At 76.0% G+C, this 13,501-nt stretch carries 10 protein-coding genes; 4 read left to right on the top strand and 6 right to left on the bottom strand.

Annotated elements, in window-relative coordinates; translation table 11 throughout:
• Nucleotides 1-35: 35 nt before the first annotated feature.
• From J2S46_RS29450 to J2S46_RS29440, 3 genes are all read right to left on the bottom strand, one after another.
• A complete protein-coding gene (locus J2S46_RS29450; RefSeq protein WP_191293114.1) occupies nucleotides 36-896 on the bottom strand; it encodes an acyl-CoA thioesterase in 861 nt (286 codons plus the stop codon).
• A gap of 215 nt (nucleotides 897-1,111) precedes the next feature.
• Nucleotides 1,112-1,759, bottom strand: a complete 648-nt coding sequence (locus J2S46_RS29445) for a transglycosylase family protein (RefSeq protein WP_268255729.1) — start codon at nucleotides 1,757-1,759, stop codon at nucleotides 1,112-1,114.
• Between the two features lie 640 nt (nucleotides 1,760-2,399).
• Nucleotides 2,400-3,155, bottom strand: a complete 756-nt coding sequence (locus J2S46_RS29440) for a LysM peptidoglycan-binding domain-containing protein (protein ID WP_191293116.1) — start codon at nucleotides 3,153-3,155, stop codon at nucleotides 2,400-2,402.
• Between the two features lie 585 nt (nucleotides 3,156-3,740).
• On the opposite strand from J2S46_RS29440, the gene J2S46_RS29435 reads away from it, so the two are divergent.
• Nucleotides 3,741-4,619, top strand: coding sequence for a DUF8842 C-terminal domain-containing protein (locus J2S46_RS29435; RefSeq protein WP_191293117.1), 879 nt, complete (start codon nucleotides 3,741-3,743; stop codon nucleotides 4,617-4,619).
• A 203-nt stretch (nucleotides 4,620-4,822) separates the two neighbouring features.
• Nucleotides 4,823-5,464 carry a hypothetical protein gene (locus tag J2S46_RS29430; protein WP_191293152.1) on the top strand — a complete coding sequence of 214 codons (642 nt, stop codon included), beginning with the start codon at nucleotides 4,823-4,825 and terminating at the stop codon, nucleotides 5,462-5,464.
• Nucleotides 5,465-5,714: 250 nt separating this feature from the next.
• Here the strand turns inward: J2S46_RS29430 and der are convergent, their stop codons facing one another.
• From der to J2S46_RS29415, 3 genes are all read right to left on the bottom strand, one after another.
• Complete coding sequence (gene der, locus J2S46_RS29425; protein WP_191293118.1) at nucleotides 5,715-7,157, bottom strand: ribosome biogenesis GTPase Der; 1,443 nt, start codon at nucleotides 7,155-7,157, stop codon at nucleotides 5,715-5,717.
• Nucleotides 7,158-7,358: 201 nt separating this feature from the next.
• Complete coding sequence (gene cmk / locus J2S46_RS29420) at nucleotides 7,359-8,072, bottom strand: (d)CMP kinase (RefSeq protein ID WP_191293119.1); 714 nt, start codon at nucleotides 8,070-8,072, stop codon at nucleotides 7,359-7,361.
• A 293-nt stretch (nucleotides 8,073-8,365) separates the two neighbouring features.
• On the bottom strand, nucleotides 8,366-9,451 hold the full coding sequence (locus J2S46_RS29415) for a prephenate dehydrogenase (RefSeq protein WP_191293120.1): 1,086 nt from the start codon (nucleotides 9,449-9,451) through the stop codon (nucleotides 8,366-8,368).
• Nucleotides 9,452-9,696: 245 nt separating this feature from the next.
• On the opposite strand from J2S46_RS29415, the gene J2S46_RS29410 reads away from it, so the two are divergent.
• The gene (locus J2S46_RS29410) at nucleotides 9,697-11,913 is read left to right on the top strand and encodes a DUF4139 domain-containing protein (protein ID WP_307351662.1); all 2,217 of its coding nucleotides are present in this window, start codon (nucleotides 9,697-9,699) and stop codon (nucleotides 11,911-11,913) included.
• Nucleotides 11,914-11,916: 3 nt separating this feature from the next.
• Nucleotides 11,917-13,476, top strand: coding sequence for a mucoidy inhibitor MuiA family protein (locus tag J2S46_RS29405; protein ID WP_191293121.1), 1,560 nt, complete (start codon nucleotides 11,917-11,919; stop codon nucleotides 13,474-13,476).
• The last annotated feature ends 25 nt before the right edge of the window (nucleotides 13,477-13,501 follow it).

The raw sequence follows: 13,501 nt of genomic DNA, 5'->3' as shown, positions 1-13,501 counted from the left end.
CCGGCGGCGGGGCCGCGGCGTGGCGACGGCGGCGGCTACTCCGGCAGCGGGCGGAAGAGGCCCTCCTGCACCACCGAGACCACCAGCTGGCCGCTTCGGTCGTAGATCTGGCCCCGGGCGAGGCCGCGGGCGCCGTGCGCGACGGGTGACTCCTGCTGGTAGAGCAGCCATTCGTCGGCGCGGAACGGGCGGTGGAACCACATCGCGTGGTCGAGCGAGGCCATGTCGAAGTGCCGCCGCCCCCACAGGGGCTCGACCGGGGCGCGGACGGCGTCCAGCAGGGTCATGTCGCTCGCGTAGGTGAGGGCGCAGACGTGGATCAGCGGATCGTCCGGCAGGGCGCCGTTGGTCCTCAGCCAGACACCGCTGCGCGGCTCGACCCCGGCCAGCTCCTCCTTCGACCAGCGCAGCCGGTCGACGTAGCGGATGTCGAAGGGCTGGCGGCGGCTGATGAACGGCGGCAGCTCGCCGAGTCTGGCGCCGACCTCCTCCAGGGCGCTGGGCAGGTCCTCGGGGGCGGGCACCTCGGGCATCGTGTTCTGGTGCTCGATGCCGCCCTGCTCTGGGACGTGGAAGTCGGCGGTGAGCGCGAAGATCGAGCGGCCCTGCTGGATGCCGAGCACCCGTCGGGTGGTGAAGGAACGGCCGTCCCGGATCCGGTCGACCTGGTAGACGATGGGCACTCCGGGGACACCTGGGCGCAGGAAGTAGGCGTGCAGGGAGTGCACGGGGCGGTCGCCCTCCACCGTGCGCCCGGCCGCGACCAGCGCCTGCCCGGCGACCTGGCCGCCGAAGGTGCGTTGCAGCTCCTCCTCGGGGCTGCGGCCGCGGAAGATGTTCAGTTCGATCTGCTCCAGGTCGAGCAGTTCGACCAGCTGGTCGACGGGGCTTCCCATGGGTGTGTTTCCTCTCCCGGGCGGCCCGGGGGAGGTCCTCCGCCCGGCTACCGCCTTCGTCCAGTCGAATTCTCCAGCGGCCCGGCAAATTCCCGCGCCCGGGGGTGGTGGCGACGCCGGCCGGGCCCGGCGGGGCGACACTCCGGGCCCGGCTGCACTCAGGGGCACGGGGCGACCACGGCGGCCCCGTGCAGATCAGGTACAGCCCCGTCCGGTCACGGCGTGGGCGCCGGACGTACGGGCGCGGGCGCAGCCGCCGGGGGAACTCCGCCCCGGTGCGGCGCGCGGTCGCTTCCGTGCGCCCGCGTGCGGTCCTGCCCGCGCACCCGCCCGTGGCCGGGATCCGGGTCGGGGACCTGGCCGGGAGCCGCTTCGTTCTGCGGGCCGTTCCAGGGGGCCTGCACCGGCTCGGAGCCGGCGGAAGGGTCGGGAGCCGGCCCCGGGTCCTGACCGCCGTCCGGGTCCAGGGCCGGGTCGGGGTCGAAGCCAGGGTCGGGGTCGGGGCCAGGGTCAAGGCCGAGGTCATGGCCTGGTTCCGGCTCCGGCTCCGGCTCGATGTTCGTGGCACCGATCTCGCGGGAGCAGACGGGCCAGGCCCCCCAGCCCTGCATCCGGAGGATCTGCTCCGCGACGACGATCTGCTCACGCCGCGTCGCGTGGTCCGGGCGGTCGGCGAAAGCGGGTCCGCCGGCCTCCGCCCAGGTGGGTGGCCAGATCTGCAGGCCGCCGTAGTAGCCGTTGCCGGTGTCGGCCCGCCAGTCGCCGCTGCTCTCGCACTGCGCGAGTTCGTCCCAGACCGCGTCGTGGACGGCGGGCCGGACCGGCGCAGCGGGCACCCTGGCCGCGGCCGGCGGCAGGTCCACGGCAGGCGGAGGGTTCGCGGCAGGCGGCAGGAGCCCGGCCGGTGGTCGCCTCGCGCCGGGCGCACCGGACATACCGGGATTACCGGGCACGCCGGGACGGACGGGGTGCCGTGGCGCGGCACGGTCCGGAGGCGGGTCCGCCGACCGCCCGGGCCACGTGACCGGGCTCTGGGCGGCCGGTACCGGTTCGCCGGTGGGCGTGGCGGGCGCGGCGGCCGGGGCAACGGGCGCCCCGGCCGCGTGGGGGACCGCCGGCGCGACGGGGGCGCGCGGGCCGGACCCGTCGAGCTGCGCGGCCGCGGTGGCCGGGCGCAGCACGGCGCCCGACACCGGCACGGCCAGCCAGAGCGCCACCGCGCCGATTAAGAATGCTTGTCGCTTAGTCCCAGGAAGGCACAGCAGTCGAGCGTAGGCGGCCGCCACCGCCACCGGCCGTGACACGCCGCCGGTGCCTGCCATCCGGCGTAGCGGGCCGCGCGGCCCGCTACGCCCGTCAGGGCGCCCGCGCGGCAGCGTCCGCCTGCGTCGATGCCGACCACGCCGGAGACGCCGGAGACGCCCGACACCCCGGACACGCCGCACGGCCGCTCCCCCGAAGGGGAGCGGCCGTGCGGCGTGCGCCGGAGGTACCCGGACCGGATCAGACGGTGAGGGTCTGGCCGGGGAAGATCAGGTCGGCGTTGCCACCGATGACCTGGGCGTTGTTGGCGTACAGGGCGTGCCAGTCGAGGCCCTGGGCGGCGGCGATGCTGCTCAGGGTGTCGCCGGCCTTGACGGTGTAGTTGCCGTCGGTGCTCTTCTTGGCCGGAGCGGACTTCCACGACTTCGCGGAGTCGGAGCTCCAGTTCTTGGCCGGCTCCGACGCCTTCGGCGCCGGGGCGGCCTTCGCGGCGGGGGCCGCGTCCGAGGAGGTGGCGGGCTTGGCCGGGGCGGCGGGCTTCGCCGGGGCGGCCGGGGCGGCGGGCTTGGCGGCCGGGGCGGCGGTGTCCACGGCGGCGGGGGCGCCGCCCTTGGTCAGGCCGGCCTTGACGGAGCAGACGGGCCAGGCGCCGGGACCCTGCGAGGCGAGCACCTTCTCGGCGATGGCGATCTGCTGCGCCTTGGTCGCCAGGTTGGCCTGCGGGGCGTAGGCGGTGCCACCGAAGGCGGCCCAGGTGCTGGAGGTGAACTGCAGGCCGCCGTAGAAGCCGTTGCCGGTGTTGATGCTCCAGTTGCCGGTGCTCTCGCACTGGGCGACGGCGTCCCAGGTGGCAACCGACGCGGCGGAGGCCGAGTGGGCCGTGACGAGGCCGGCCACCGGCAGGGCGGCGACAGCGCCGGCCATGACGACCATCCGCACGCGGTTGCGCTTGGCGGAGGTGGTGGTGGCAGCGGCGGTCTCGTTACGGAAGGTCATGAGGTTCCTCTCGACAGCCCCGGGCGGGCATGCGGAACCAGACCCTGGACGGGCCGTGTCTCACTCGCCTCACTCGATGAGCGGCCGGGCACGTATGGGACGTGCCGCGCCGCCCCGGCAGCCCTCCGTCACACCGCGGACCTGTTCGAGCCGGTCGCTGCGGCGGGCACGTCCCGGGCCGGGGTGAGCCGGCGGGCCGTGCGGCGGGGGGTGAACCCGGGTGGTGCTCGTTGCACCGGGAATGAAGCTACGAGTCGTCCACCCGGGAAACCAAACAGTTCGAGGACTTCCCAGCTCAGCGAAGTGTTACCAGCGGTAATGATCTCGGATTCATGTCCCAAATGCACCATTTAGCCATTATTTCCTAGATCAAACCTCGTTCGACCGTGACTCAGGTCATAGGTCAACCGATCCCGATTCGCACTCGGGATCGACATATTGCGACCGGTGAATCACCCTCCGTCATCAGGAATGCGGCAATTCACGTCAGGTCCCGGACCCACCCGTGACCCCTGACACAGGGGTCCGTTGGTAATGGCGGCCGGGGGCGCCCCCGTCACCCCCGCAACAACCCGAGGAGTCTTCGTGCCGCACATGCTCGATGTCAGCGACGAGGTTCGATCCGAGATCGGCGACGACGAGGCCGACCGCCTGCTCGGCGGGGCCCACGCGCCCGACACCTACGAATGCACGTCCTGCCGGACACCGGGCGACACCCTGACGGAGCCCACCAGCACCGTGCTCTTCATCGGCGACGAGACGGCGGTGCTCGCCTTCGCGCACTCCCGCTGCATCCCGTCCCAGGTGGTGCCGGTGTCCGAGGAGCAGCTGCTCGGCGCCGTCCGGAGCATCAGCCAGGCCCAGGAGCCGGTGGCCGCACAGCCGCCGGTCGCCGCACCCCGGCAGCCCTCCTACACCGTCCCGGCCCAGGAACCCGCCCCGGCGGCGGCCCCGGCCCCGGAGGCTCCGCTCCCCGCCCCGGCCGCCGCCGGGCAGGCCGCCGTCCTCGGCATCACCTGCGGGCTGGTGATGCACGGCGGCACCGGTCACGCCGCCCTGGTCGTCGAGCCCACCGGTCCGGTCGGCCGGCCGGGCAACACCTCGGGCACGGACGAGTTCCTCAGCCTGTTGCAGGACGCCGGGTTCCAGCCGCTGGCGGACGTGGACGTGACGCCCGGCCAGCTGTCCGGCTGGTCGGTGCTGATGGTGATGGGGCAGTTGCACGCGATCCTGCAGCCCGCCGCGGCCGGCGGCAGCACCGGGTGGTGGCAGGCCCACCAGCCGCTGCAGGTCACGGACGCCTGGCGGGTGGCGGCCGGCAAGCAGGCCGAGGTCACCATGTACGCGGTGCCGGCCGGTACGATCGGCCGCCAGCCGCGTGAGGACCTGCTGCGGCTCGCGTTGGAGCGGGCCGCCGCCCAGGGCCAGGTGGTGGCCGCCTCGCTCCCGCTCGCGGGCACCTGAGCGGCCGCGGCGGGCACCCGCGCCGTCGCGCGCCCCGCACCGAGCGGGCAGGCGGGCAAGCGGTCAGGCGGGCAAGCGGGCACCTGAGCCGTCAGCCCGGACGCGGGGCCGTCAGCCCCGGCGCGGCGGCCGGCACGGCAGACCCCGGGGCCGGCGGGCCCGGCCCGCCGGCCGGCCCGGGGGCCCCTCCTCGAAGGCCCGGGGTGAGCGCCCCGGACCCGCATCCCCTGCCGTTCTCGCTCGTTGGCTCCTACGTGTACAGCTACGACGTCGCCGCAGCCCACCGTCAGCCCACCACCGTCACCAGCCGCCCGATCCCGGGCATGCGCCCGTCGTACGACGCGGAGCACCCCCACTCCACGACGCCGATCTACGACGAGCTGTACTCCGAGTACCGGCGGCTGTTCCGGGCCCTGCCCGGGGACCGCTCGGGCGAGGAGGACCTCCGCTTCGCCGGGTTCGCCGTCCGGGAGCCGTACCCGAGCCGGTCCGAGGCCCGGTCGTACCCTCCGCAGCAGCAGGCCTTCCTCACGTACGCGGGGCAGGCCCTCGGGGCCCCGCAGTTCATGCCGGGTCAGCAGAACGGCCAGCAGGGGCAGGAGGGCGGCACCGCCGGCGGCCCGGCCGGCGGGCAGCCGGAGGAGCGGACGGACGGTCAGAGCGGGCAGCCGGCCGGCCTGCGGGCCGGGTCGCAGGCGGGTTCGCACGGCGGGCAGCTCGGGAACGGGCAGGGCTGGGTGGCCGCCGGTTACCTCGGCCCGGTGCAGGCCGCGGGCGCCGGGGTGGGCGGGCGGCACCGCAACCGGCTGTCACTGCCGCCGGGCCGGAGTTCCGGCGAGTCCTGAGCGCCCGGTGGCCCAGGCCCACCGGCCACCGACGGCCGGACCCGCTCACGGCGAGGAGCCCTGCGCGGGACGACGGCCCGGGCCCGAACGGCAGGAGGCCCTGGCACCCACGGGTGCCAGGGCCTCCTTGTCCGCTCGAACTGTCCGCACGGACTGTCCGCTCAGCCGGTTCGCTGGGCGTGTCCGGTGAGCGTGTCCGGTGAGCGTGTCCGGTGAGCGGCGGACGCACCGCCCGCCGCTCACCGGGGTGTCACTTGCGGCGGCGCTTCTCGCGCACCCGCACGGAGATCGAGATCGGCGTGCCGACGAAGCCGAACTCCTCACGCAGGCGGCGCTCCACGAAGCGGCGGTAGCCGGCCTCCAGGAACCCGGAGGCGAAGAGGACGAACCGCGGCGGACGGATGCCGGCCTGGGTCCCGAACAGGATGCGCGGCTGCTTGCCGCCCCGGATCGGGTGCGGGTGGGCGGCGACCAGCTCGCCGAGGAAGGCGTTGAGACGCGCGGTCGTGATCCGGGTCTCCCAGCCGGCCAGCGCGGTCTCGATCGCCGGGACGAGCTTCTCCATGTGGCGGCCGGTCAGCGCGGAGACGTTGACCCGGGGGGCCCACTGCACCTGGACGAGATCCTTCTCGATCTCCCGCTCCAGGTAGAAGCGGCGCTCCTCGTCCATCTGGTCCCACTTGTTGTAGGCGATGACGACGGCGCGGCCGGCCTCGACGGCCATCGAGATGATCCGGGTGTCCTGCTCGGCGAGGGTCTCGCTGGCGTCCACCAGCACGACGGCGACCTCGGCCTTCTCCAGCGCCGACGAGGTGCGCAGCGAGGCGTAGAAGTCGGCGCCGGCGGTGAGGTGGACCCGGCGGCGGATACCGGCGGTGTCGATGAACTTCCAGGTCTTGCCGCCGAGCTCGATCAGCTCGTCGACCGGGTCACGGGTGGTGCCGGCCAGCTCGTTGACGACCACCCGGTCCTCGCCCGCGACCTTGTTCAGCAGGCTCGACTTGCCGACGTTCGGGCGGCCGATCAGCGCGACCCGGCGCGGGCCGCCGGGGGCGACGCCGAAGGTCTGCGGCGGCGCCTCGGGCAGCGCGGCCATCACGGCGTCCAGCAGATCGCCGGAGCCACGGCCGTGCAGGGCCGAGACGGGGTACGGCTCGCCGAGGCCCAGCGACCAGAGGTACGCGGCCTCGGCCTCGGTGGACTGGCCGTCCACCTTGTTGGCGCAGAGCACGGTGGGCTTGCCGGCCCGCCGGATGAGCTTGATCAGGGCCTCGTCGGTGTCGGTCGCGCCGACGGTGGCGTCCACCACGAAGAGCACCGCGTCGGCGCTCTCGATGCCGAGCTCGGCCTGCGCGGCGACCATGGCGTCGATGCCGAGGACGTCCAGCTCCCAGCCGCCGGTGTCGACCAGCTTGAAGCGGCGGCCGTTCCAGGTCGCCTCGTAGGACACCCGGTCGCGGGTGACGCCCGGCTTGTCCTCGACGACGGCCTCGCGGCGGCCGATGATGCGGTTCACCAGGGTCGACTTGCCGACGTTCGGCCGGCCGACGACGGCCAGCACCGGCAGCGGGGCGTGCGCGCCCTCGCCGTCCAGCTCCTCGCCGTCGAAGCCCTCCTCGGCCGCGAGGGCCATGAACTCGGCGTAGTCGGCGGCGTCCAGCTCACCGGAGCCGGTGGCGGTGTCTTCGGTCATCTTCGTTTTTCCATTTCCCGGCGCAGCCCTTCCCAGGGACGTGCCGTGCGTACCTGCCCTCGACACGGGGCAGCGCGAAAAATCAGGGGTGGTGCGAAACATCAGGGGTGATGCGTTCGGACTGCTTCCGGCGGGGGCCGTCCGGGTCGGACGGGCGCGCCGGTTGGGGCGAGTGGTGCCGGCGGGTGGTGCCGGCGGGGGTCAGACCGCCGACAGGCCGGCCCGCTCCTCGACCAACGCGGCGATCGTGGAGATCACCTGGTCGAGGGTCAGCTCGCTGGTGTCGACCAGGACGGCGTCGGCCGCCTGGGCGAGCGGTGCCGTCTCCCGGGAGGAGTCGGCGGCGTCCCGGCGGGCGAGGTCGGCCGCCATCGCGGTGATGGTGGCCTCGTCGACGCCCTTGGCCCGCAGTTCGGCGGCCCGGCGCCCGGCGCGGGCCGTCTCGGAGGCGGTCAGGAAGATCTTGACGGTGGCGTCCGGGAACACCACGCTGCCCATGTCCCGGCCCTCGGCGACGATGCCGCGCTCGGCGACCCGGGCGCAGCGCTGCTGCAGCTCCACCAGCCGCGCCCGCACCTGCGGGACGGCGGCGACGGCGCTGACCTGGGCGGTGACCTCGGGGCCGCGGATCGGGCCGGAGACGTCCTGGCCGTCGACGGTGATGGTCGGGCCGGCCGCGTCGGTGCCGGAGACGACCACCGGCTTGGCGCAGGCGACCGCGACGGCCTCGGCGTCGTCGACGTCCACCTCGTTGGCCAGCATCCACCAGGTCATCGCGCGGTACATCGCGCCGGTGTCCAGGAAGCTGAGTCCGAGCCGGGCGGCGACCGCGCGGGAAACGGTCGACTTGCCGGAGCCGGAGGGTCCGTCGATGGCGACGACGACCGGGGCGTGCGCTCGGTCGGCAGTGTCCACGGGGCGAACCTCTCTCTAAACCTGGGGATGTCTCCCTCAAGGTTAGACGACCGGCGCGGAACCCCCGCCCGCTGCGGCCGTCACCCGCCCGGCCCAACGTCCCACGGGCTCCGGACGCGGCGCCCGGACGCAGGTGCGCGCCCCGTCCGCCGTCACCCTCCGTCCCCGTCCGACCGCCCTCCGGGACGTCCGGGAGTCCCCTGCGCCCGTCCCGGAGGACCGGCCGTCCCCGGATGACCGGCCGTCCCCGAGCACCGGCCGCGCGGAAGACCGCCCGCGCACCCGGGGGCCCGTCAGTCCCGGACGCTCCAGCCACGCTCCCGCAGCGCCGCCGTCAGCGGCTTGACCGCGCCCGGTGCCACCGAGAGCTGGACGAAGCCGACCTGCTGCCCGCTGGAGTGCTCGATCACGACGTCCTCGATGTTCACCCCGGCCGCGCCGACCTCGCCGAACAGCCGGCCCAGCTCGCCGGGCTGGTCGCCGAGCACCACGGCGACCGTCTCGTAGCGGGTGGGCGGCGCACCGTGCTTGCCGGGGATCCGGGCCTGGCCGTGGTTGCCGCGCCGCATCACCGCCTCGATGCCGGCCGCGCCGGCCAGCCGCTCGCCCTCGTCGGCGGCCTGCATGGACCGCAGCGCGGTGACGGTCTCGCCGAGGTCGGTGGCGAGGTCCTCCAGCACGTCCGCGACCACACCGGCGTTGGCGGAGAGGATGTCCACCCACAGGGCGGGGCTGGAGGCGGCGATCCGGGTGACGTCCCGGACACCCTGGCCGGAGAGCCGGACGGCGGTCTCGTCGGCGTGCTCCAGCCGGGCGGCGACCAGCGAGGAGAGCAGCTGCGGGGCGTGCGAGACGAGCGCGACGGCCCGGTCGTGCGCGGCGGCGTCCATCACGATCGGCATCGCGCCGCAGAGCGCGATCACCTCCAGCACCGCGTTGAGCGTCCCGGTGTCGGTGTCGGGGGTGGGGGTGAGCACCCAGGGCCGGCCCTCGAAGAGGTCGGCGCGGGCGGCCAGCGGGCCGGAGCGCTCGCGGCCGGCCATCGGGTGGCTGCCGATGTAGTGGACGGTGTCCAGCCCCAGCGCGGCCACCTCGGCCCGGGGGCCGTCCTTGACGCTGGCGACGTCCGTGTACCAGCGGGCCAGGCCGCGGCGCTGGCAGTCGGCGAGGACCTTGCCGACCAGCGCGGGCGGCACCGCGATGATCGCCAGGTCGACCGGGCCGTCCGCCGGCTCGGTGGTCCCGGCGCCGAGCGAGGCGGCGGTGCGCGCGGCGTCCGGGTCGGCGTCCTCCAGGTGGACGGTGAGCCCGCGGCCGGTGAGGGCGAGCGCGGCGGAGGTGCCGATCAGTCCGGTGCCGACGACGGCGACAGTGCGCATGGCTGGTACGTCTCCTGACGGGCGGGCCTGGTGGCGGTGCCCGCCCATCCTCTCGCACCCGCGCGCCCCCTCGCCCGCCCGGGTCCGGGCCCGGCCGCCGACCGGCGCCCGGCGCCCGTGGGTCGTGGTCCGCGCCCCGCGCCGCGACCGGCACACGCCCGTCGGCGGGCAAATCCGGGGACAGCGGGCCCGGCGGGCGGCAGACTGTGCGCCCGGAGCGGCGCAACGGACGAAGGGACATCGGGGTGGCGGCTGAAGCGGGCGGCAGCACGGACGGGAACGGCACGGCGGACGGGGGCGGGGCCGGGCGAGGAGCCACCGACGGCGGCGCGGGGAGCTGGGAGTCGGCCCTCGAATCGGTGGTGGTGTACGCGGTGGGGGCGGTGTGCCGCAGACGGGCGCGCGGGGCGGTGCCGGCCGGGCGGCGGGTCCGGCTGACCGGCCTGCCCCAGGTGCTGGACGGACGGTCGCTACGGGCCTCGGTGGTCGGCGGCGCGCCCGGCTGGAGCGTGATCGAGGCCCGGCTGGAGCCCCGCGCCGAGCTGCGGGACCAGGCCGAGCTGCCGGAGCGGCGGCGCCGGCTGGACGAGGCCCGCGAGCGCGAGAGCGCCGTCCGGGAGCGCCATGCGCTGGTCCGGGCCCGGATCGACGAGACGGCCGCGCTGCGCGCCGTACCGCCGCCCCGGCGCCGCGAGGAGCCGCACCGCCGGACCCCGGCCGACGCCTGGCTGGAACTCGCGGACTTCGTGGACGAGCGGCTCGCCGCGCTGCACGCCCGCGCCGAGGAACTGGACCAGGAGCTGCGGCTGGCCGAGCACGAGACCGAGGTCCTGACCGACCTGGTGGACCGCTCCTCGACCGCCGGCCCGAGCCGCCCGGTGGAGACCGGCGCCACCGTCCTGCTGACGCTGGCCGGTCCGCCCGCCGCCGGGGCGGAGGAGGCGCCGGTCACCGGCGTGCCCGGCCCAGAGCTGGAGATCGAGCTGGAGTACGGCGTACCGGGTGCCCGCTGGGTCCCCGCCTACCGGCTGGACTACCGCCGGGGCGCCGGCAGCGGCAGCCTGCTGCTGCGCGCCTCCGTGGTGCAGCGCACCGGCGAGGACTGGACGGGCGTGCGCCTGGCCCTGTCCAGCGCAGACCTGGAGCGCCGCACCGAGCTGCCCCGGCTGCGTTCGCTGCGGATCGGCCGCAGCCAGCCGGCCCCGCCGCCCACCGGCTGGCGCGAGCCGCCGAGCGGCCTGGCGGAGCTCTTCAGCGGCTACGACGCCGCCGGCCCGCGCCCGGCCGGCCGGCAGCCGCTACCGGTGGCCGCCGCGGCCCGGCCGGTGGCGGCGCGCCCCCGCGGCGGCACGCTGGAGGCCGGTGGTCCGCCGGTACCGCCGCCAGCGCCCTTCCTGCCGGCCCTGGCGCCGTCCGCCGCGCCGCCGTCCGCCCCCGGCGGCTACGGCGCCCCGCCGCCTCCGCAGGCCGGTTACGGCGCGCCGCAGGCCTCGGCCGGGTTCGGCGGCGCCGCCCCGGCGCCGCAGCCGGTCGCCCGGGCCCGCAAGGCCGACCTGTCGCGGTCGGCCGACGTCTCCCCCGGCGGTCCACCGCCCGGCGCCCGGGAGGCGGGGGCGCCGGCCGGGCCGCCCGCACCGGACCAGGCCCTGCTCGACTACCCCGCTCTGCGGCTCTCCGGCCCGGAGCCGGGCTCCGGCCGACGGGGCGAGCTGCGGCCGGCGCCGGCCGACCCGGCGGGCCGGTCGGACACGGCGGCGCGCGGCCGGGCCGAGCGGGTGGCGGCGCTACCGCTGCCCCGCCACGCCGTCCCGCCGCGCAGGTCGGCCGGTTCCTTCGACCACCGCTTCGACGCCGCCGCGCCCGCCGACATCCCCTCCGACGGCACCTGGCACACCGTCACGGTCGGCGAGGTCGAGGTGGGCCTGCGGCCGGAGTACATCTGCGTGCCGTCCGTCGAGGAGCGGGTCTACGGCACCCTGGTGATCACCAACGACTCGGCGCAGGCCCTGCTGGCCGGGCCGGTCGAGGTGACCGTGGACGGGGACTACCTGCTGACCGCGGGGCTGTCCTCGCTGGCGCGCGGGGGCACCCGGCGGCTGGGGCTCGGGGTGACCGAGAGCATCGAGGTGGCCCGGCGGACCGAGCTGCGCGAGTCCACCGCGGGCATGCTGAACAGCAGCACGGTGCTGGACCACCGGGTCCACGTCGAGCTGGCCAACCGGCTCGGCCACCCGGTCACGGTGGAGGTTCGCGAGCGGGTCCCGGTGCCGTCCGAGGCGGACATCAGGATCGAGGAGCGGGCCGGCTGGCAGGCGCCGCAGGACGCGGCGGACGGCCTCCCGGCGAGCAGCCGGCTGTGGCGGGTCGAGGTGCCGGCCGGCGGCCGGGCCGAACTCGACGGCGGCTACGAGATCCGAATCCCGGCCGGCAAGGCCATCGTCGGCGGAAACCGGAGGAACTGACCCATGGCCCCCCTCACCCCCGTCCCGCCGCTGCCCTTCCCGGTCACCGCGGTCACCTGCCTGGAGGACCGCGCCCAGGTCGAGCGCTCCGCCACCGTCGAGCTGACGACGGGCGTCCAGCGCCTGCGACTGGGCCCGGTCACCGCCCTGACCGCCGACCGGACCCTGCGCGCCGAGACCGACCGGCCCGGCGTCCGCGTCCTGGACGCCCGGGTGGTGCGCGCCTGGACACCGCGGGCCCCGCTGGCGCCGGGGCCGGAGGACTCCCGGCTCAGCCACCGCCTGCACGAACTCGACGGGCTGGTCCGCGAGAACGGCCGGCTGCGGGACCGGCTGGACGCCCGGCTGGCCCTGCTCGCCCAGCTCGCCGCGGACCTGCTCCGCGAGATCGGCGAGGGCGCCGGCCTCGGCGAGGTCGAACGCGCCCGCTGGACCCGCGAACTGGACCGGGTGGACGCCGACCGCGAGCGCTACGGCGAGGAGCTGCGCGCCGCCCGCTCCCGGCTGCGGGTGCTGGAGCAGGAGCGCGAGGAGGCCGGCCGCGCGCTCGAAGCGGCCGAGGAGGAGCCCGCCGAGCTGGTCGCCCACCTCGAACTCACCGTGGAGGCGGACCGGGCCGGCCCGGCCGGCCTGACGGTGAGCCACCTCGTCCCGTGCGCGCTCTGGCGGCCCTCCTACCGGGCGACGCTGGTGGACGGCGCCCTGCGGCTGGAGTCCGAGGCGGTGGTCTGGCAGCGCACCGGCGAGGACTGGACGGGCGTGCGGCTCACCCTGTCCACCGCCCGCTCGGCGCTGGCCACCGACCCGCCGCAGATCGCCGAGGACCGCCTGACGCTGCGCGAGCGCAGCGCCGAGGAGCGCCGCACGGTCGAGGTGGAGCTGCGCGAGGAGGCGATCAGCACCCTCGGCCCGACCGCGGCCGTCCCGGGCGTGGACGACGGCGGCGAGGTCCGGGTGCTGCCCGCGCCCGCCCCGGCCACCGTCCCCGCGGACGGCCGGGCGCACCGGGTGCCGCTGGGGGCTTTCACCGCCCCCGCGAGCAGCGAGTACGCCTGCGCTCCCGAGCTGTCGCCGCTGGTGACCCAGGTGGTGCGGTTCCGCAACGGGGCCGGTCACGCCCTGCTGGCGGGCCCGGTGGAGCTGGTGCGCGGCAGCGGCTTCACCGGCCGCGGCGAGCTGGGTTTCACCGCGCCGGGGGCCGACGCCGAGCTGGCCTTCGGCAGTTCGGACGACTACCGGGTGGTGCGCGAGACGGAGGAGCAGGACTCCACCGCCGGGATCACCCAGCGCAACGTCTCCACCCGGACGGTCCGGCTGTTCGTCTCGCGCTTCTCCGGTCCGGAGGAGCGCGACGAGCGGGTGGTGACGGTCCGCGAGCGGGTGCCGGTCTCGGAGGTCTCCGCGGTGGAGGTGAAGTTGCGCAAGGAGCGCTGCGCGCCCGCGCCGGACGCCTTCGACTCCGAGGGCATCGTCCGCTGGGACCTCGTCCTGGCGCCCGGCGCCCGGCGGACCGTCACGCTGGTCTACGAGGTGTCCTCCTCGGCCAAGGTCGCGGGTCTCTGAGCCCGCCGCTCGCCGCCCGCCCGGT

Source organism: Kitasatospora herbaricolor, assembly GCF_030813695.1.
GTDB lineage: Bacteria > Actinomycetota > Actinomycetes > Streptomycetales > Streptomycetaceae > Kitasatospora > Kitasatospora herbaricolor.
This window is presented reverse-complemented; position numbering and strand designations above follow the sequence as displayed.